This window comes from Caulobacter radicis (assembly GCF_003094615.1).
GTDB classification, from domain to species: domain Bacteria; phylum Pseudomonadota; class Alphaproteobacteria; order Caulobacterales; family Caulobacteraceae; genus Caulobacter; species Caulobacter radicis.
Genome location: NZ_QDKO01000043.1, coordinates 354,051 through 372,130 on the forward strand (window position 1 = coordinate 354,051; position 18,080 = coordinate 372,130).

At 68.3% G+C, this 18,080-nt stretch carries 17 protein-coding genes; 10 read left to right on the plus strand and 7 right to left on the minus strand.

Features of this window, described 5'->3' with window-relative positions; genetic code table 11:
• Positions 1-7: 7 nt before the first annotated feature.
• Positions 8-1,972: a rhamnogalacturonan lyase gene (locus DDF62_RS24250; RefSeq protein WP_116491489.1), complete on the plus strand. Its 1,965-nt coding sequence runs from the start codon at positions 8-10 to the stop codon at positions 1,970-1,972.
• A complete protein-coding gene (locus DDF62_RS24255; protein ID WP_116491490.1) occupies positions 1,969-3,300 on the plus strand; it encodes an oligogalacturonate lyase family protein in 1,332 nt (443 codons plus the stop codon). The genes DDF62_RS24250 and DDF62_RS24255 overlap by 4 nt, the downstream gene beginning before the upstream one ends.
• Before the next feature lie 116 nt (positions 3,301-3,416).
• On the opposite strand, the gene DDF62_RS24260 is transcribed toward DDF62_RS24255, so the two are convergent.
• Positions 3,417-4,337 carry a sterol desaturase family protein gene (locus tag DDF62_RS24260; protein WP_116491491.1) on the minus strand — a complete coding sequence of 307 codons (921 nt, stop codon included), beginning with the start codon at positions 4,335-4,337 and terminating at the stop codon, positions 3,417-3,419.
• A complete protein-coding gene (locus DDF62_RS24265; RefSeq protein ID WP_116491492.1) occupies positions 4,334-4,720 on the minus strand; it encodes a hypothetical protein in 387 nt (128 codons plus the stop codon). Before DDF62_RS24265 ends, DDF62_RS24260 begins: the two co-directional genes overlap by 4 nt.
• A gap of 137 nt (positions 4,721-4,857) precedes the next feature.
• Between DDF62_RS24265 and DDF62_RS24270 the strand changes: the two genes are divergently transcribed.
• Positions 4,858-5,265: a DUF805 domain-containing protein gene (locus tag DDF62_RS24270; RefSeq protein ID WP_101717739.1), complete on the plus strand. Its 408-nt coding sequence runs from the start codon at positions 4,858-4,860 to the stop codon at positions 5,263-5,265.
• A gap of 73 nt (positions 5,266-5,338) precedes the next feature.
• On the opposite strand, the gene DDF62_RS24275 is transcribed toward DDF62_RS24270, so the two are convergent.
• Positions 5,339-5,875, minus strand: coding sequence for a porin family protein (locus DDF62_RS24275; RefSeq protein ID WP_101717738.1), 537 nt, complete (start codon positions 5,873-5,875; stop codon positions 5,339-5,341).
• Positions 5,876-6,184: 309 nt separating this feature from the next.
• On the opposite strand from DDF62_RS24275, the gene DDF62_RS24280 reads away from it, so the two are divergent.
• Positions 6,185-7,300, plus strand: coding sequence for a beta-ketoacyl-ACP synthase III (locus DDF62_RS24280; protein ID WP_116491493.1), 1,116 nt, complete (start codon positions 6,185-6,187; stop codon positions 7,298-7,300).
• 49 nt (positions 7,301-7,349) lie between these two features.
• Here DDF62_RS24280 and DDF62_RS24285 read toward each other — a convergent pair whose 3' ends face one another.
• Positions 7,350-8,843, minus strand: coding sequence for a M48 family metalloprotease (locus DDF62_RS24285; RefSeq protein ID WP_116491494.1), 1,494 nt, complete (start codon positions 8,841-8,843; stop codon positions 7,350-7,352).
• A 170-nt stretch (positions 8,844-9,013) separates the two neighbouring features.
• Between DDF62_RS24285 and tcyJ the strand changes: the two genes are divergently transcribed.
• The 4 genes from tcyJ (at position 9,014) to DDF62_RS24305 (ending at position 11,580) form a co-directional block, all read left to right on the plus strand.
• Positions 9,014-9,811: a cystine ABC transporter substrate-binding protein gene (gene tcyJ / locus DDF62_RS24290; RefSeq protein WP_116491495.1), complete on the plus strand. Its 798-nt coding sequence runs from the start codon at positions 9,014-9,016 to the stop codon at positions 9,809-9,811.
• 3 nt (positions 9,812-9,814) lie between these two features.
• Entirely contained in the window at positions 9,815-10,468 is a 654-nt protein-coding gene (tcyL, locus tag DDF62_RS24295) for a cystine ABC transporter permease (RefSeq protein WP_116491496.1), read from the plus strand.
• On the plus strand, positions 10,465-11,205 hold the full coding sequence (locus tag DDF62_RS24300) for an amino acid ABC transporter ATP-binding protein (RefSeq protein WP_116491497.1): 741 nt from the start codon (positions 10,465-10,467) through the stop codon (positions 11,203-11,205). Before tcyL ends, DDF62_RS24300 begins: the two co-directional genes overlap by 4 nt.
• A 63-nt stretch (positions 11,206-11,268) precedes the next feature.
• On the plus strand, positions 11,269-11,580 hold the full coding sequence (locus tag DDF62_RS24305; protein ID WP_116491498.1) for a hypothetical protein: 312 nt from the start codon (positions 11,269-11,271) through the stop codon (positions 11,578-11,580).
• A gap of 5 nt (positions 11,581-11,585) precedes the next feature.
• On the opposite strand, the gene DDF62_RS24310 is transcribed toward DDF62_RS24305, so the two are convergent.
• Positions 11,586-12,314: an alpha/beta fold hydrolase gene (locus DDF62_RS24310; RefSeq protein ID WP_116491499.1), complete on the minus strand. Its 729-nt coding sequence runs from the start codon at positions 12,312-12,314 to the stop codon at positions 11,586-11,588.
• A 100-nt stretch (positions 12,315-12,414) separates the two neighbouring features.
• On the opposite strand from DDF62_RS24310, the gene recG reads away from it, so the two are divergent.
• Positions 12,415-14,490 (plus strand): ATP-dependent DNA helicase RecG, encoded by a 2,076-nt coding sequence (recG, locus tag DDF62_RS24315; protein WP_116491500.1) that lies wholly within the window; start codon positions 12,415-12,417, stop codon positions 14,488-14,490.
• 520 nt (positions 14,491-15,010) lie between these two features.
• On the opposite strand, the gene clpX is transcribed toward recG, so the two are convergent.
• Positions 15,011-16,273 carry an ATP-dependent Clp protease ATP-binding subunit ClpX gene (clpX, locus tag DDF62_RS24320; RefSeq protein WP_116491501.1) on the minus strand — a complete coding sequence of 421 codons (1,263 nt, stop codon included), beginning with the start codon at positions 16,271-16,273 and terminating at the stop codon, positions 15,011-15,013.
• Between the two features lie 345 nt (positions 16,274-16,618).
• Here clpX and DDF62_RS24325 point away from each other — a divergent pair, with 345 nt between their 5' ends.
• Positions 16,619-17,278 (plus strand): HAD-IB family hydrolase, encoded by a 660-nt coding sequence (locus tag DDF62_RS24325; protein WP_101717729.1) that lies wholly within the window; start codon positions 16,619-16,621, stop codon positions 17,276-17,278.
• Positions 17,279-17,408: 130 nt separating this feature from the next.
• Here DDF62_RS24325 and DDF62_RS24330 read toward each other — a convergent pair whose 3' ends face one another.
• Positions 17,409-17,942 carry a Spy/CpxP family protein refolding chaperone gene (locus DDF62_RS24330; protein WP_165832374.1) on the minus strand — a complete coding sequence of 178 codons (534 nt, stop codon included), beginning with the start codon at positions 17,940-17,942 and terminating at the stop codon, positions 17,409-17,411.
• Positions 17,943-18,080 lie beyond the last annotated feature (138 nt).

The following is an 18,080-nucleotide window of genomic DNA, read 5'->3' on the forward strand; positions in this document are numbered from 1 at the left end:
AAGCCCAATGTATCTTCGCCTTCACAAGGCCGCCATGCTGGCCTCGGCCGCCGTTTCGCTGTTGGCCCTGCCCGCCCTCGCCGCCCCTCGCCAGGTCGAGCACCTCGACCGCGGCCTCGTCGCCGCCCCCGCCATCGACGGCGGCGTGCTGGTGTCCTGGCGCTACACGGGCGAGGACGCCCTCGGCCTGGCCTTCAATCTCTATCGCGACGGCAAGAAGCTGAACGCCAAGCCGCTCGCCTTCGCCACCAACTTCGTCGACAAGACTGGCGTCGTCGGCGCGCGCTACACGCTCAAGGCCGTGACCAAGGGCAAGGAAGGCCCGGTCGAGGGCGAGACCACCGCGCTGAAGGACGGCTTCCTGACCATACCGCTGCAGAAGCCCGCCGGGGGCGTGACGCCCGACGGCGTCGCCTACGAATACACCGCCAACGACGCCAGCGTCGGCGACCTCGACGGCGACGGCCGCTACGAGATCGTCCTGAAGTGGGATCCGACCAACTCCAAGGACAACGCCTTCTCGGGCTATACCGGCCCGGTGCTGCTGGACGCCTACACCCTGGACGGCAAGCGCCTGTGGCGCATCGACCTTGGCCGCAACATCCGCGCCGGCGCGCACTACACCCAGTTCCAGGTCTTCGACTTCGACGGCGACGGCCGCGCCGAGATCGCGGTGCGCACTTCGGACGGCACGATCGACGGCGCGGGCAAGGTGCTGGGCGATCCCAACGCCGACTGGCGCGGCGGGCCCATCGAGACCCCGACCAAGGACAAGACCGGCGCCGAGATCAAGCCGGACGGCGCGATGGTGGCCAAGCTGACGGGCCGCATCCTCAAGGGCCCCGAGTTCCTGACCGTGTTCGACGGACGCACCGGCGCGGCGCTCGACTCGGTTCCGTTCGCCGCTCCGCGCGCGCCCGACACCGACGCCCCAAGCACCGAGGAGATGACCAAGCTCTGGGGCGACGGCTACGCCAACCGCTCCGACCGCTTCCTGGCCGGCACGGCCTATCTGGACGGCCGGCATCCCAGCATCATCATGGGGCGCGGCTACTACGCCCGCACCACCGTCAGCGCCTGGGACTTCAAGAACGGCAAGATCACCCAGCGCTGGGTGTTCGACAGCGCGGCCCCCGGCGTGCCCGAAGGCTTCGGCGGCCAGGGCAACCACCAGCTGTCCATTGGCGACGTCAACGGCGACGGACGTGACGAGATCGTCTACGGCTCGATGGCGCTGGACGCCGACGGCAAGCCGCTGTGGACCGCCAAGCTCTATCACGGCGACGCCCTGCACCTGGGCGACCTCGACCCGGACCGTCCCGGCCTGGAGCGCTTCGGCGTCAACGAAAGCCCGAAGATGAACGGCGGCATCGGCTCGGCCATGCTCGACGCCAAGACCGGCGAGGTTCTCTGGACCACCCCGACGCAAAGCGACACCGGCCGGGGCGTGGCCTTCGACATCGATCCCCGCTTCCCGGGCGCCGAAGCCTGGGCCAGCAATTCCAGCACGCTCTACACTGTCAAGGGCAAGCCGATCGAAGGCGTCAAGCATCCGCCGCAGATGAACTTCGGCGTCTGGTGGGACGGCGACGAACTGCGCGAGCTGCTCGACCGCAACAAGATCTTCAAGTGGGACTGGCTGAAGGGCGAGAGCAAGGTGCTGCTGAACGCCGAGGGCATGACCTCGAACAACGGCACCAAGGCCACCCCCACCCTATCGGCCGACATCCTGGGCGACTGGCGCGAGGAGGTGATCCTGCGCTCGGAGGACAACACCTTCCTGCGCATCTACGTGACGCCCTACCCGACCGATCGCCGCCTGGTCACGCTGATGCACGATCCGGTCTATCGCGCCGGGATCGCCTGGCAGAATACGGCCTACAACCAACCGCCGCACACCAGCTTCTACCTGGGGCACGGCATGAAGAACCCCGCTCGTCCGAACGTCGTCGCCGTGAAGGTGAAGCCATGAAAAACGTCCTGATCGGCCTGGCGAGCGCCTTCGCCATCGCCCTGCCCGCCTTCGCCCCATCCGCCTTCGCCCAGGCGCCGGCCGCGCCCGCGGCCGCCCCGCCGCGCGAATGGATCGACAAGGACACGGGCCATCGCGTCGTGCGCCTGTCGGACGAGCCGGGCTCTAGCAGTCTCTACTTCAACTACAACGGCTACACGCCCCAGGGCGACAAGCTGGTCATCGCCACGCCCAAGGGCCTGAGCACGATCGATCTGGCCACCCGCAAGCTGGCGCCGCTGGTCGAGGAGAACGGCAAGTTCCTGTTCGTCGGCCGCAAGACCCGCTCGGCCTACTACATCGTCGAAGAGGGCAAGGCCAAGGTGGTCAAGGCTGTCGATATCGACAGCAAGAAGGTCCGCGTGGTCGCGAAGTTCGACCGCGGCGACATCCAGACGATCAACGCCGACGAGACCCTGCTGGGCGGCGTGGTCGTGACCAAGCCCGAGATCGAGACCCGCCCCGACGGCATGCTCAAGCGCGACAACCGCTTCGACCAGGCCGCCTACGCCGCCAACGGTCCGGACGGCAAGCCGCTGTCCTTCGCCGAGGCCAAGGAGGTGCGCCTGAACGAGCGGCTGGAGTCGAAGATCCCGATGGAGATGTTCGTCATCGACACCCGCACGGGCGAAAAGCGCGTGGTGCACGCGGCGACCGACTGGCTGAACCACCTGCAGTTCTCGCCGACCGACCCGAACCTCCTGATGTTCTGCCACGAGGGTCCCTGGCACAAGGTCGACCGCCTGTGGCTGCTGCGCACCGACCAGGCGGACGCCAAGCCGGTGAAGATCCACACGCGCACCATGAACATGGAGATCGCCGGCCACGAGTGGTTCAGCGCCGACGGCAAGACCGTCTGGTATGACCTGCAAACCCCGCGCGGCGAGGACTTCTGGGTCGCCGGCTACGAGATCGCGACCGGCAAGCGCTCCTGGTACCACGTAGAGCGCAACGCCTGGTCGGTGCACTTCAACTCCAGCCCGGACGGCAAGCTGTTCGCCGGCGACGGCGGCGACAGCGAGATGGTCGCCCACGCGCCGGACGGAAAGTGGCTGTACCTGATGCACCCGCGCGGCATCCCGGACGTCGCCGGCATCCACGCCCCCGACTCCGAGCACCTGATCCGCCCCGGCGTCATCGACGCCGAGAAGCTGGTCAACATGAGCGCCCACGACTACCGCCTGGAGCCCAACGTCAACTTCACGCCGGACGGTAAGTGGCTGGTGTTCCGCTCAAACATGCACGGCGCCAACCACGTCTACGCGGTGGAGCTGGCCAAGGCGAAGTAGGCTCGATGAGCCTTGCTCCACCCCGTAAAACCCCCGCGAAAGCGGGGGCCCAGGCTTTTTCTGAAACGCCCGGCGCTCGACGGTAAAACACCTGGATCCCCGCTTTCGCGGGGATTTTACGGAAGAGAAGCGCCCTTCCCCCTCACCTCCTCCCGCGCCCGCCACCTGGCCTTGAGCGTATGGGAGGTCTCTCTTGACCCGTCGGGGCTCCACCCAGGCGGGCCGAAGAGATAGCCGATAACCTCGCGCGGCGAGCGGCTTCCCGCCAGGTCCTTCCCGATGCCGATCCACTCGTGGAAGACGTTAGCGAGGAGATTGAAGCTGGGCAGGTTCCGCACAATGCCGTAACGGCAGGGCTCGGCGTCGTCTTCGGGGATGAAGGTGCCGAACATCCGGTCCCAGATGATCAGGATCCCCGCATAGTTGGCGTCGAGATAGCGCGGGTTGCGCGCGTGATGCACCCGGTGGTGCGACGGCGTGTTGAGCACCGCCTCGAACCAGGCCGGCATCCGCCGCACCGCCTCGGTATGGATCCAGAACTGATAGACGAGGCTGATCCCCTTCTGGATCGCCACCATGGCAGGCGGAAAACCCAGGAAGGACAGCGGCAGCCATAGCAGCCAGGTCCCGGCCACGCCGCCTGTCCAGGTCTGCCGCAAGGCCGTGGTCAGGTTGTAGTGCGTCGAGCTGTGGTGGTTGACATGGCTGGCCCACCAGAAGCGACGTTCGTGGCTCAGGCGGTGAAACCAGTAGTAGGTCAGGTCCTCGGCGAAAAAGAGCACGACCCAGGCCCAGATCGCCGTCATCGGGATCGTGAACAGCCGATGCTCGTAGACCCACAGGCTTGCGGCGAACACCGCGCCCCCGGTCAGCAGTCCGGCGATCGTGCTGCCCAGCCCCATCAGCAGCGAGGTCGCCGCGTCGCGCGGCTCGTAGTGTGCCCTGGCCTTGCCGAAACGGGCGAGCAGGACCTCCAGCACGATGGCGACCACGAAGAACGGAATCGCGAGCTGGACAGGATCGAAGGCCGGCTTCATGCGGCGGCCTCCAGGGGCGGCCAGGCGCGCTCGCCCAGGCGAAGCCGTGGCGCGCCGTCGACAGCCGCCAGGCGCACGCGCCCCTCGACGGGACTGGCCGCCACGACGTCGCGCCAGGCCGCAGAGCGGGCCACGTAGCCGTCGCCCTTGCGCCAGAGCACCAGCGCCAGATCCCCCGCGCGGGCCACCACGGCGGCGGCGTCGCCGGCGATCCAGACCGCCTCGGCGCGATGATCCGGGAACTCCTCGGCCAGCAGAGCCCGCGCCGCGACCTCGTCCAGCGGCGGCGACGGCCGGGCGATCCTCGCCCAGGCCGACAGCCCCACCAGCAGGGCCACGGCCAGCGCCGAGCCCAGCAATTGTATGAGCAGCGCGTTGTCCATCGCCGCCTCCTCCCCCGTTTTGCTCGAAGGTCTGGCCGACCAGCGATCACGTCAAGCGGCAGAACGGGGGTTTACGCGACCGGATTCGCCGCTCAAGTTGCGAACCGCACGCATCACGCGGGGTAAGGGAAACGGGTATGTCTTTGATGTTCGAACCGCTGCGCAAATACGCGCAATTCTCGGGGCGCGCTCGCCGCTCGGAATACTGGCTCTTCGCGCTGTTCACCTTCGCCGTCAGCATCGCCATCACGATCCTGCGGCTGATCGTCAGCGGTCCTCAAAGCCTGGAGAGCGGCAGCTTCGACGCCCTGGGCCTGGTGAGCCTGGCCTTCTCGCTGGCGATGTTCATTCCCAGCCTCGCGGTCTCGTTCCGCCGCCTGCACGACACCGACCGTTCGGCCTGGTGGATCCTGATCGGCCTGATCCCGCTGATCGGCGCGATCGTGCTGCTGGTCTTCTACATCCTTCCCGGCACCACGGGCCCGAACAAGTTCGGCCCGGACCCGAAGCAGACCCACACGGACGCCGCCGAAACCTTCGCCTGAGGCTTCGACCGAGCAAGCCAAAGCGCGCCGCCCTCGCAAGGAGAGCGGCGCGCTTTTTCTTTGCGGCAAGCCCTTAGAACTTGCGGGCGTAGCCCACCGAAACGACGTTGGCGTCGTCGGCGTCGTTGTCGCGGAACTGCTGGCGCGTGTAGTCGACGCGCACGCCGTTCTTGTCGTCGAACTTGTACTGGGCGCCGACGCCGTAGTTGACGCTGTCGGCGTCGAACTTGTTCTCCACGCCAGCCAGCTTCTGCTTGAACTGGGTGTTGCCGTAGCCGACGCGACCGATCAGGTCGATGTTCGGGGTCACCGGCAGGAAGCCGACGCCGTAGACGGCCGCCGAGTGGGTCTGCTCGATGCTCGAGCGGACGCCGGCGCGGTCGATGTTGTCGTCCTTCACGCCGCCGGACAGTTCGCCCTCGACGCCGAAGTGCGGGGTCAGCTTCGCGCCCAGGCGGCCCTGGATAGCGCCCGTATCGGCGCCTTCGGCGCGCGAGCTGTTGTAACCGAGATTGCCGTAGATCTCCGGCGAGCTCGATTGAGCATGAGCCAGGACCGGAACAGCAGCGACCGACATGGCGGCCACGGCCGCAGACATGAGAACCTTCATTATTTTTACTCCTGGTACTGGGATTTCTTGTGCTCCCTCAGCCTCCTCTGGGTATTGGGGCAACGAGGCCCGTATTTGACCGCACCCTGACCTGTTTGGGGCCATTGCGTGACGTTTCCGACATTTGGACCGTCGATTATGGCCGCTCGCCGAAAGTTCCGCTGCGGCAGGTCGAATAGCCGCAAGCGATGCAGGCAGGACACGCCTGCTTGGCAGGTGACGGCGGCGCGGGGCGTGCTATTGATCGCGTCCAAACAGTGATCAGATCGGCGCGCCCATGTCGCGCGCCGGCCCATCGGGACCGCCGCCTTGCATCAAGCCGTCATCGCCGCCACGGGGCTCTACACCCCGCCGTTCAGCATCTCGAACGTAGAATTGGTCGACGCCTTCAACGCCTATGTCGAACGCTTCAACGCCGCCAACGCGGACGCCATCGCCGCCGGCGAAGTCACCGCCCTCGCCCCCTCCTCGCCGGAGTTCATCGAGAAGGCCTCGGGCATCAAGGCCCGCTACGTGATGAACAAGGACGGCATCATCGACCCCGAGGTCATGCGCCCGAACCTGCCCGAGCGTCCGAACGACCAGATCTCGATCCTGGCCGAGATGGCCGTGAAGGCCGCCGAGCAGGCGATCACGGCCTGGGGCAAGCCTGTCAGCGAGATCGGCGCGGTGATCTGCGCGGCCTCGAACATGCAGCGCGCCTATCCGGCCATGGCCATCGAGGTGCAGCAGGCCCTGGGCATCGAGGGCTTCGCCTTCGACATGAACGTGGCCTGCTCGTCGGCCACCTTCGGCATCAAGACCGCCGCCGACTTCATCGCCACCGGCAGCGCCAAGGCGGTGCTGATGGTCAATCCCGAGATCTGCTCGGGCCACCTCAACTTCAAGGACCGCGACAGCCACTTCATCTTCGGCGACGTAGCCACGGCCGTGATCCTGGAAGAGGCCTCGCAGGCGACGGGCGGCTGGGAGATCCTGGGCACGCGCCTGAAGACCCAGTTCTCGAACAACATCCGCAACAACTTCGGCTTCCTGAACAACGCCGCCCCGGAAGGCGTCGGCGCCAGGGACAAGCTGTTCGTGCAGGAAGGCCGCAAGGTGTTCCGCGAGGTGGTGCCGATGGTCAGCGAGATGATCGTCGAGCACGCCGGCGACATCGGCCTGGACGCCACGGCCCTCAAGCGCCTGTGGCTGCACCAGGCCAACATCAACATGAACGACCTGATCGCCCGCAAGGTGCTGGGCCGCGATCCCGAGGCCGGCGAGAACGTCATCATCCTCGACGAGTACGCCAACACCAGCTCGGCCGGCTCGATCATCGCCTTCCACAGCGCCAACGACGACTTCGCCGCCGGCGACACGGGCCTGATCTGCAGCTTCGGCGCCGGCTACTCGGCCGGCACGGTGTTCGTCAGGAAGCGCTAGCGGCGAGCCAGCCGCTCGGAGGCCATCCCCGATGGATGGCCTTCGCGCTTCATCCAGGCGAAGCCGAATCCCGCAAGCGCTCCAGCACCACGGCCACGGGCGCGCCGGCGCCCTGCGCCAACGTCCAGCCGTCGCGCGTCCGGCCGATGGCGTAGCAGCGGCGCGACCCGCGCTCCTCGTCCAGGCACAGCTTTCCGCCGGCGACGGCGTAGCGGCCCTTCGCCCAGCCGAAGTCGTGCCGCTCGAACCAGGTCCCGTCGGCCTTCAGCGCGATGCCGTCCATCCCGACCGGCAGGTTCGGAAAGACCACGATGCGGTCGGCGAAAGCCGCCTTGGCCACGGCGTCAGGCGCCGCCTGCGAAACGGGCTTGGGATGCGCAGCCTTCCATTCCATGGCCCGCTGGATACGGCGGCTGACGGCCGGATGGTCGTAGAAGATGATCTCCTCCAGGCGCCCAGGCGTGGCGGAACGATACTCGACCGTCTTCACCAGCGCCTTGGCCAGCCCGTCCGGCTCGTCGAAGTGGACAAGGCTGTAGCGGTCGGCGTCGCTCTCGATGATGCGGATCAGGCTGTTGGTCACCGGCGTCGCCAGAAGCAGCAGCACGGCCAGCACCGCGCCCAGAACCGGCAGACCGGCCGGATCGGACAGCCCCCTGATCTCCTCGCCGCCCATCAGGCGACACGCCGCCGCGAACAGCCGGTCGACGAGGAAGAAGGCCAGGATCGCCAGCAGGCTCGTCACGCCCACGATCCACAAGGCGTGCTGATGGGCGTAGTGGCCCATCTCGTGCCCGACCACGCCGCGCACCTCGGCGATGTCCGCGCCCTTCTTGAACATCGTGTCGCTCATCGCCACGCGGGCCGAGCCGAACAAGCCCGAGACATTGGCCGTGTAGGCGTTGGACTGCTTGGAGCCGTCGTAGATGAAGATCCTGTCGGACGGCACGCCGACCTGACGAGCCATGGCGACGACCTCGTCGCGGACCGGACCGGCCGGCGCGGGCGTATACTTGTTGAAGATCGGCTCGATGTAGGGCGGTCCAAGCAGCATGCCGATGGCGATGAAGACCGCTGTCAGGCCGCCGCCCCACAGCCACCAGGTGCGCGGAGCCTTGCGGATCAGGGCGTAAAGGGCCGCGAAGAACAGGCCCCCGATCAGGCCGGTGAGAACCAGCAAGATCGTGCTTTCCGCCAGCCAGCCGATGAGGCTCTGGCTGGTCAGGCCGTACTGCAGGGGCCGCCACCAGTCGCTGTAGATGCTCCAGGGCAGAGACAGGACGGCGTCGAAGACGATGTAGAGCCCGCCGATCCAGTAGCTGACCAGCAGCGGACGGTTTCGACGCCCCTCGAACTTGCGCCGCAACACGACGAGCACGCCGCTGCGCACGATCAGGAGCGCGACCAGCAGCGCCACGAGCGCCCCCCACAGCAACAGCCAGTGGCCGCCGTGCGTATAGGCGACCGCCTTGGCGTGCGCCTCGGGCGAGATCTGCGCCAGATAGGCCGCCGTGGCCGCGGCCGGATCGAAGGTCTGAGCCATCCGTGCTTTCCCCGAAAAGCAGACTGTCGGCAGCAAGCCAGAGCGAACGGGCCGCGTCAGGTTAAATCGCCGTCAGGTCGTGCTTGAACGCCCATGCAGCCGCCTTGCCCCTGGCGGCTCCGGCGCAGCGGTATAGAACTGGACCGATGACCTTTGCTTCGAGGCCCGCCATGCGATTCCCCGCTCGCCGTGACATCCTGCTGGGCCTTGGGGCCGGAAGCGCGCTGACCCTGGCCGGCTGCGGCGGCAAGGACACGGCCGGAGGGACGAGCGGAGCCGCGCGGGTGGAGGCGACCAAGACCCTGCGCATAGGCCTGGAGGGCACCTACCCGCCGTTCAACTTCCAGGGCGCCGACGGCCAGCTGACCGGCTTCGACGTCGAGTTCGGCAGGGCCCTGGCCGAGCAGATGAAGGTCAAGCCGGACTTCGTCGCCGCGCCGTTCGCCGGCCTGCTGGGCGCGCTGGAATCGGGCCGCACCGATGTCGTCATCAACCAGATCACCATCACGCCCGAACGGGCGGCCAAGTACGACTTCTCCAAGCCCTATACGGTCTCGGGCATCCTGATCATCGTGCCCAAGGGCAAGACCGGCGTCACCGGCCCCGCCGATCTGGCCGGCAAGAAGGTCGGCGTCGGCCTTGGCACCCACTACGAGCAGTGGCTGCGCGAGAACCAGCCCAAGGCGCAGATCCGCACCTATGACGACGACCCGACCAAGTACCAGGACCTGCGGGCCGGCCGCATCGACGCGGTGCTGAACGACCGGCTCGTGGCCGCCGACTTCCTGAAGACCGCGCCGGACCTGATCGCCGCCGGCCCGCCCTTCGCCCCGCAAAGCCAGGGCGTGGTGATGAAGCGCGATCCGGCCCTGAAGGTGCTGGTCGACGAGGCCATCGACGCCCTGCGCGCCGATGGACGCCTGGCCGCTATCTCGCAGAAGTGGTTCGGCCTGGACGTGACCCGCTAGCCGATGGACGCCGCCGAGCTCATCACCCAGTCGGCGCCGCTGCTGCTGAAGGGCGCGGTCTATACCGTGCTGCTCAGCCTGATCGGCATGGGCCTTGGCCTGCTGCTAGGCTTTGGCCTGGCGCTGATGCGGCTGTCGCGTTCGCCTTTCCTGCGCTGGCCGGCGGCGGTCTATGTCTCGGCGTTCCGGGGCACGCCGCTCCTGGTGCAGCTGTTCCTGATCTATTACGGCCTCCCGCAACTGGGGCTGGAGCTGCCGCCGCTGGCGGCGGCCGGCATCGGCTTCTCGCTGAACGTCGCCGCGTACGCCGGCGAGATCCTGCGCAGCGCCATCACGGCCGTCGACAAGGGCCAGTGGGAAGCCGCCGCCGTGCTGGGCCTGACGCGCGCCCAGGCCATGCGCCGGATCATCCTGCCCCAGGCCGCCCGCACCGCCGTGGCGCCGCTGTCCAACAGCTTCATCAGCCTGGTCAAGGACACCTCGCTGGCCGCGACCATCCAGGTGCCCGAATTGTTCCGCCAGGCCCAGCTGATCACCGCCCGGACGTACGAGATCTTCGCCATGTATCTCAGCGCCGCGGCCATCTACTGGATCGTCTCCAGCCTGCTGGCGCTGGGCCAGGGCTGGCTGGAACGCCGCGCGGAGGCCCGCCGATGAGCGCCATCGAGGCCGAGGGCCTGTCCAAGCGCTTCGGCGACACGGCCGTGCTGAACGGCGTCGACCTGACGGTGGCCCCCGGCGAGGTGGTGGCCGTCATCGGCCCCAGCGGCTCGGGCAAGAGCACCCTGCTGCGCTGCCTCGCCGGCCTGGAGGCGCTGAACGGCGGAACCCTGTCGATCGCCGGCGTCGAGGCCGGGGGCAAGATCCCGCTGGCCCGCGCCCTCAAGGGGCGGGTCGGGTTCGTGTTCCAGAACTTCAACCTGTTCCCGCACAAGACCGCGATCGAGAACGTCGCCGAGGCGCCGATGCTCGTGCGCGGCGATCCGCCCGCAAAGGCGCGAGAAAGGGCGCTGGAGCTGCTGACCAAGGTGGGCCTGGCCCATCGGGCCGACGCCTATCCGGGCGCCCTCTCCGGCGGCCAGCAGCAGCGCTGCGCCATCGCCCGGGCCCTGGCCATGGATCCGGAGGTCATTTTGTTCGACGAACCGACCTCGGCGCTGGATCCAGAGCTCGTCGGCGAGGTGCTGGCGGTCATTCGCGACCTGGCGGCCGAGAAGCGGACCATGGTCATCGTCACCCACCAGATGGACTTCGCCCGCGAGGTCGCCGACCGGACGATCTTCATGGACGAGGGCGCGATCCTGGAAGAAGGCCCGTCGGCGACCCTGTTCGCCGAACCCCGCGAAGAACGAACACAAAGGTTTCTCAGCAAATTGCGAAGCTTGCAGCCATAATTTAGCCTCTGGCGCCCCGCACCCCTCCCGGGCTACGCCGCGTGTGTCTAGAGGCGAGGATTCGTGAAACCTTATATCGACCTGAAAGGCGCCTCCGGCGCCGTCTATCGCTACAAGCTGGCCGAGGATCGCGACCCGCGCACCACGATCGCCGGCAACTATCTCTATGTGAACGCCGAAGGCGTCGTGGTGTTCGCCGGCGAGGCCAACAATCTGCACGACTCCACGCGCGGCTTCTCCGAGGCGGCCGACAAGCACGGAGCCGAGCACCTCTACATCCGCCTGAACGTCTCGGGCGCCGCCCGCGCCGACGAACTGGCCGACCTGCTGGCCGAGTTGTCGCCGGTGGGCAACCCCGCGCAAGCGGAAGACTGATCGCGTCAGGCTTCGGCGAAGAACTCGCCGAGCCTTGCGACCACGTCGGCTCGCGGCGACAGGATCGCCTGCAGGTGGTCGCCCGACGTCGAGACGAACGGCAGCCCATGGGCCGCCGCGAAGGCCTGGGACGGCGCGTGATAGGGATCCGCCGTCCCGTCCCACAACAGCACCGGAACGCCCGCGCCCAGCACGGCCCGCGCCGCACCGTCCAGCGTGTTCAGCGCCTCGAAGCAGGCCTGCACGCCCGGCAGGATTTCCGGCGTCACCCAGCCGACCAGCGCCGGCGCGACCTGCTGGCTGAAGCCCCAGAAGATGTCGAAGCGGATCGGCCCGGCAGGTCCCCTGGGCACGCCGCCTGCCAGGTCCCAGCCGCCTATGGTCAGCGAGGCCAGGCGCTGGGGATGATACTTGGCCACGCCCACGGCCATCCAGCCGCCCATCGAGTAGCCGACCAGGTGGGCCTTCTCCGCGCCCAGGCCGTCGAGCACCGCCACGATGTCGCCGGCCCGCTGGTCCTGGGCGTAGAGGGACGGGTCCGCCGGCTTGTCGCTGAGGCCATGACCCAGGGAATCGACGCAGGCCACGGTGAAGCGCTTGCTCAGCGCGGCGACGAAGCCGTTGGCGCGCCAGCTTTCGGCGTCCATGAACAGTCCGTGCTGCAGCACCACCAGCGGCCCATCGCCTTCCACCGTGTAGTGGATCTTCTGGCCGCGATGGGTGGCGAAGGGCATGGGCGAGTCTCCGAAAAGCGGGACCGCTAGTCAGTCCGGTCCACAAATTCGCGCAAGGCGAACGGGACGAGAACACCCTGCCTTGGCTATCCTCCCGCCGATGCGTCCCGAGTCGCTCTTCCCCCTGTTCGCCGCGATCTCGACTCTCAAGGGGGTCGGGCCCCGTGTCGCGCCCCTGGTCGAGAAGCTGGCCGGGCCGATCGTGCGCGACGTGCTGTTCACGCCGCCCCAGAGCCTGATCCGCCGCACGGCGACGACGGCCGCCCTGGCCCAGGACGGCCAGGTCCAGACCTTCGTCGTCACCATCGACGCCCACCTGCCGCCGCAGCGCTCGGGCCAGCCCTGGCGCATCCGTGGCTGGGACGAGACGGGTTTCGTCACCCTGGTCTGGTTCAAGGGCCACGGCCCGCATCTGGAGCGCCAGCATCCGGTCGGAACGCGGCGCGCGGTCAGCGGCAAGGTCGAGCGGTTCGGCTCGGAGATCCAGGTCGCCCACCCCGACTATGTGCTCGAGGCCGAGCGGATCGACGAGATCCCGCCGATCGAACCGGTCTATCCCGCCACCGCCGGCCTGCCCTCGCGCACCTTCCGCAAGTTCGCGCTGGAGGCCCTGTCGCGCGCCCAGGCCCTGCCCGAATGGCAGGACGCCGCCTGGATGGCCCGCGAGGGCCTGCCGGCCTGGCGCGAGGCCTTCGAGCGGCTGCACGGGCCCGAGGGCGAGATCGATCTTTCGCCGATGTCGGCCGCCCGCCGACGCCTGGCCTATGACGAACTTCTGGCCCACCAACTGGCTCTGGCCCAGCGCAAGGCCGGCAAGCGCGCCCAACCGGGGCCACGCATCGTCTCGGGCCCGCTGGCCGAGGCGGCCGAGAAGGCCCTGCCCTTCCGCCTGACCAGCGCCCAGGTGCGGGCCCTGTCGGAAGTGCGCGGGGATCTCGCTCACGGCGAGCGGATGAGCCGCCTGCTGCAAGGCGACGTCGGCTCGGGCAAGACCGTCGTGGCCATGCTGGCCATGGCCGACGCGGCCGGCGCCGGCTTCCAGTCGGCCCTGATGGCCCCCACCGAGATCCTGGCCCGCCAGCACTACGAGACCCTGGCTCCGCCGCTGGAGGCGCAAGGCCTGGCCGTCGTGCTGCTGACCGGACGCGACAAGGGCGCGGCCCGGGCGGCCAAGCTCCAGAAGCTGGCCGACGGCTCGGCCGCCGTGGCGGTGGGCACCCACGCCCTGTTCCAGGACGACGTGGCCTTCAAGACCCTGGCCCTGACCATCATCGACGAGCAGCACCGCTTCGGCGTCAACGAGCGCCGCCGGTTGCAGGAAAAGGGTGACGGCGTGCACCTCCTGGCCATGTCGGCCACGCCGATCCCCCGGACGCTGGAGCTGACCGTGTTCGGCGACCTGGACGTCTCGCGCATCGACGAGAAGCCGCCCGGCCGCACGCCCGTGGCCACCCGCGCCGCGCCGACGCCGCGCGTGCCCGAGATCGTCGATCGCCTGCGCTCGGCCATCGAGGGCGGGGCCCAGGCCTTCTGGATCTGCCCGCTGGTGTCGGAGTCCGAGAAGGTCGACCTGCGGGCGGCCGAGGATCGCGCCGCCGACCTGCGCAAGGTGCTGGGGCCGCGCGTTGGCCTGGTCCACGGCCAGATGCCGGCCGCCGAGAAGGACGCGGTGATGCAGGCCTTCGTCGACGGCGAAGTCGGGGTGCTGGTGGCCACAACGGTGGTCGAGGTGGGCGTCAACGTGCCCAACGCCAGCATCATGGTCATCGAGCACGCCGACCGCTTCGGCCTGGCGCAGTTGCACCAGCTTCGCGGGCGGGTCGGCCGGGGCATGCGCGAAAGCTCCTGCGTGCTGCTGTACGACCCGCCCCTCTCCGAAGTCGCCCAGCAGCGGCTCGACATCCTGCGACGCAGCGACGACGGCTTCGAGATCGCCGAGAAGGACCTGGAGCTGCGCGGCGGCGGCGACCCACTGGGCCTCAAGCAGAGCGGCTTCCCCGCCTATCGCCTGGCCGACCCGGTGGCCCACCGCGACCTGATCGCGGTGGCCGCCGACGACGCCCGCCTGATCCTGGCGAGGGACCCGGCGCTGACCTCGCCGCGCGGCGAGGCGGTGCGGACCCTGCAGGCGCTGTTCGACTGGAAGCCGGCGTCGGGACTGAACGACGCGGGTTGAGGCCGCCTGCCGGCGGCCCCTCCGGCCCATCCTCCCAGATCCTCCCCCTGAAGGGGGAGCTGTCGCGGAGCGACTGAGGGGGAAGTCGCTGCTGACTCAGCAACCACTTCGACCTCATCAGGAACTTCCCCCTCCGGCCCTCCGGGCCACCTCCCCCTTCAGGGGGAGGATCTTTGGCGAGGAACCTCCCCCTCTGGGGGAGGCGGCCAAAGGCCGGTGGGGGACAGTTTCAGCTTTCGGTGGGATGGCTGATTTCGTGAAGACTCCCCCCACCGATCGCTGCGCGATCGCCTCCCCCACAGGGGGAGGTTCCTCTTGAGCGTCTCGCCACGAGGGCGAGGGAGGCGGATGTTGGTGGGGAATGGCCGGCCGGCGTCTTGGAAGCAGAGAACACCCCCCTCCGGCCCTTCGGGCCACCTCTCCCAAAGGGGGAGGATCTTGGCGCGGCGGCTGGCGGGCAAACAAAAACGGCGGGTTCTTTCGAACCCGCCGTTCTCGTTTCAGCTTGCGTCGCCGGCGGTTAGGCCGAGGCGGCGCCGCCCTTCTTCTCGGCGTAGATCAGCAGCGGCTGGGCGCGGCCTTCGACGACCTCGGCGTTGACCACCACTTCCTCGACGCCCTCGTAGTTGGGCAGTTCGAACATGGTCTCCAGCAGGATGCCTTCCATGATCGAGCGCAGGCCGCGGGCGCCGGTCTTGCGGGCGATGGCCTTCTTGGCCACGCCGTGCAGGGCGTCCTCGGTGAAGGTCAGGCCGATGTTCTCCATCTCGAACAGGCGCTGGTACTGCTTGACGAAGGCGTTCTTCGGCTCGGTCAGGATCTTCACCAGGGCGGCCTCGTCGAGGTCTTCCAGGGTGGCGATCACCGGCAGGCGGCCGATGAATTCCGGGATCAGACCGAAGCGCTGCAGGTCGTCGGGCTCGACGCCGCGCAGGATCTCGCCGGTGCGACGGTCTTCCGGATCGGCGACCTTGGCGCCGAAGCCGATCGACTTGGCCGCGCCGCGGGCCGAGATGATGCGCTCGAGGCCCGCGAAGGCGCCGCCGCAGATGAACAGGATGTTCGTCGTGTCGACCTGCAGGAACTCCTGCTGGGGATGCTTGCGCCCGCCTTGCGGCGGCACGGAGGCGACGGTGCCTTCCATGATCTTCAGCAGGGCCTGCTGCACGCCTTCGCCCGACACGTCGCGGGTGATCGACGGATTGTCGGACTTGCGGCTGATCTTGTCGATCTCGTCGATGTAGACGATGCCGCGCTGGGCGCGCTCGACGTTGTAGTCGGCGGCTTGCAGCAGCTTGAGCACGATGTTCTCGACGTCTTCACCCACGTAACCGGCTTCGGTCAGGGTGGTGGCGTCGGCCATCGTGAACGGCACGTCGATGATTCGAGCCAGCGTCTGGGCCAGGAGGGTCTTACCCGTACCGGTCGGACCGACCAGCAGGATGTTCGACTTGGCCAGTTCCACGTCGTTGTTCTTCGAGGCGTGGTTCAGGCGCTTGTAGTGGTTGTGCACCGCGACCGCGAGCACCTTCTTGGCGTGACCTTGGCCGATCACGTAGTCGTCCAGGACTTCGCAGATCTCGCGCGGCGTCGGAACGCCGTCCTTGGACTTCACGAAGGCGATCTTGTGCTCTTCACGGATGATATCCATGCAAAGCTCGACGCATTCATCGCAGATGAACACGGTGGGTCCGGCGATGAGCTTGCGCACTTCATGTTGGCTCTTTCCGCAGAAAGAACAGTACAGGGTGCTCTTGGCGTCGCCGCTGGCGGCTTTCGTCATGGTCGCTTCTCACGCTAGGGCGGATACGGCGAAAGCCGCTACCGCCGACTCCCAACGCGTATCCCGCCACCGAAGCAACAGGATACCCAACGGGAGTTGTCTAATCCTTGACATTCCCCGATCCGAACGCGCGGCACAAGCCTTGGAGCCCGTTTCCGGCGCCAAGTTCGTGGATGTTTCGGTTCTGACCATGGGATTCCATCCCTAGATGGGACGACTGTAGGCCAAAGCAAGCGATCAGTGGGCTGCGGAACATCGCCGCAGGCTCTAATCTTTCTGCAAGCGACCGGAATCGTGCTGCAAGCGGCGCCGCAAGAAGGAGTTCGCCCGGTGGGCGGAGACGAGATGTCCGAGATTCACGAGGCGTCGGAAGACGCGCACGCCCCGACGCACACCGAAGCCAGCCCGCCGCTGGTGGCCTTCGACTTCGACGGCACGCTGACGGTGCGCGACAGCTTTACCGCCTTCCTGAAATGGCGGGTCAGCGGCGGCCGCTGGACGATGGGCATGATCCGCCTGGCGCCGGCCGCCCTGTCCTACCTGTTCCATCGCGATCGCGGCCGCATCAAGGCCGCGGCCATCCGCGAGTTCCTCAAGGGCGTGCCGCAGGAGCGGCTGGAGGCCCAGGCCCGCACCTTCGCCGAGACCCACGCCCAGAGCCTGTTCCGCCCCGACGCCCTGGCCGTGTGGCGGCGCTGGCGCGCGCAGGGCGCAAGGATGGTGATCGTCACCGCCTCGCCCGACACGGTGGTCGCCCCGTTCGCCCGCGGCATCGGCGCCGACCTGCTGATCGGCACCAAGCTGGCCTACGACCTGAACGGCAAGGTGACCGGCGGGCTTTCGGGCCCCAACTGCCGGGGACCGGAAAAGGTGGTGCGCCTGCGCGAAACCTTCGGCGAGCGCGTGAAGCTGGCCGCCGCCTATGGAGACACCTCCGGCGACACCGAGATGCTGGCCATCGCCCAGGAGCGCGGCTACCGCATCTTCAAGGGCAAGCCGGTCTAGGATCCAGATCCCCCCTGAATGGGGAGGTGTCGCGGAGCGACGGAGGGGGACGTGATCGCCTCCAACTCAGCAGCCCCCCCCCCTCCGGCTCTTCGGGCCACCTCCCCCTTCAGGGGGAGGATCCCGGCGCCTACTCCACGCTCGCGCCGGCCGACGCCAGGCCCGTCGCCTGGGTGCTGACCGACAGGCTGCCGATCGCCGCGTAGGCCTGGTCGAAGACCGCCCGCTGGTCGTCGTCCAGCGCCTTGTAGAGCCGCGCCATCGCCTTGACCCGCCGCTGCTCGACGGCCAGCTGCTCGCGCTGCAGGGCCAGGCCCGCGCGGGCCTGGGCCAGGGGCGTCTCGTCCTGCGGCGCGGCGACGGCCAGGACCACGCCGGCCGGCCGGGCGCTGGAGGCCAGGATAAAGTCGCGCCAGCGATCCTGCTGGGCCGGCGTCAGGGCCAGGTTCTGGCGCAGGGTGGCCAGGCCCGCCGTCACGCCGTCCTGAAGCAGGCGGTCGGAGATGATCTGCTGCACCTGCTCGGGGCTGACGCCGACGCGCATGGTGGCGATCCCGTGGCGCGGGGCCGGATCAGAGAAGTCCTGGGCGTTGGCGGCCGCGCCGGCCAGGCTCAGGAAGGCCGCGAGGGCCGAAAGCATCGAAAGGCGGCGGCGGGCGGTCATGGCCGGGCTCCGGGGCTCGAGGATCGTCATGGGATCCTTGTCGCCGCCCGGCCCGGCCGATCTGGGGCCGGTTTGTTTCGCTCGATCGCTCACCCATGGCCAAAGCGGGACCATCGCAACGGCAAAGAAAAAGCCGCC